General features: G+C 45.2%; 2 protein-coding genes. Both read left to right on the top strand.

All coding sequences use genetic code 11. The features are described 5' to 3' along the window. The first annotated feature begins 162 nt into the window (after positions 1 to 162). Positions 163 to 849, top strand: coding sequence for a phosphate regulon transcriptional regulator PhoB (phoB, locus tag B3180_RS07165; RefSeq protein WP_054491237.1), 687 nt, complete (start codon positions 163 to 165; stop codon positions 847 to 849). A gap of 17 nt (positions 850 to 866) precedes the next feature. Continuing rightward, on the top strand, positions 867 to 1,167 hold a 301-nt coding region (locus tag B3180_RS07160), incomplete at its 3' end, for a phosphate regulon sensor protein PhoR (protein ID WP_286843767.1).

Genomic DNA, 1,167 nt, shown 5'->3' with positions numbered 1-1,167 from the left:
GTATTCTGTTTGCTTTTGTTTCTCTTCCAATTGTTTACGAGTTATTGCAGTGGCTCTCTGCTCAATGACATAAGAAATTTTACAGAGATGTGTCCAGGTTCATAAAAGTGTCATATTCTTTAGTAATAATTGCAGCATCAGTTCATATTAGGGAACCAATGCATGTCACGTAGAATTCTAATTGTTGAAGACGAAGCGCCCATTCGTGAGATGTTGAGCTTTGTTATGGAACAACACGGTTATCAGGCTGTAGAGGCCAATGACTTCGATGCTGCTGTTAGTAAAATCGCTGAACCATACCCCGACATGGTGTTGCTGGACTGGATGCTTCCCGGAGGTTCTGGTCTGCAGTTGGCGAAGAAAATAAAAAGCGATGATTTCACCCGTAATATTCCCATCATTATGCTGACAGCACGAGGTGAGGAAGAGGATAAAATCAAAGGGCTGGAAGTTGGCGCTGACGACTACATTACCAAGCCGTTTTCACCGAAGGAACTGATGGCTCGTATGCGCGCTGTTTTCCGTCGCGTTGCCCCAACGGTTCTGGACGAGCCTCTGGAAGTTGAAGGGCTGAAACTTGATCCGGTATCACATCGTATTTCGGTCGATGATAAAGGTATTGATATGGGGCCAACGGAGTTCAAATTATTGCACTTTTTTATGACTCACCCGGAGCGGGTTTACAGTCGAGAGCAGTTACTTGATCACGTATGGGGTACCAACGTTTATGTTGAAGACAGAACAGTCGACGTGCATATTCGCCGCCTGCGTAAAGCGCTGACTGAGCATGGTTATGACCGTTTGATTCAAACGGTGCGGGGAGTCGGTTATCGTTTCTCAAGTCGTTAAGCTTAGGCTGATTTAGCATGGACAGGAACTACTCTAACTGGCAGTCTTTCAGCAATCTGCTCTTATTTTTGCTGCCTTTTTTATTCGTTGGCTGGTTATTTGACCTGTTCTGGCCAATAACGACTTTAGCCTTATTGGGGTTGGTTTGCTGGCATTATTATTATCAGCAAAAGCTCATAAAGTGGCTTTGGCAAAGCCGTACTCTAATGCCGCCCTCTGCACCGGGAAGCTGGTCTTATATTTACGATGGAATATACCGCTCTCAGCGCCGCAGCCAAAAACGACGTAAAGCTTTAGCTCGTTTATTACGGCGTTTTC

The organism is Idiomarina sp. UBA4206 (assembly GCF_002383015.1).
Classification (GTDB): Bacteria; Pseudomonadota; Gammaproteobacteria; order Enterobacterales; family Alteromonadaceae; genus Idiomarina; species Idiomarina abyssalis.
This window is presented reverse-complemented; position numbering and strand designations above follow the sequence as displayed.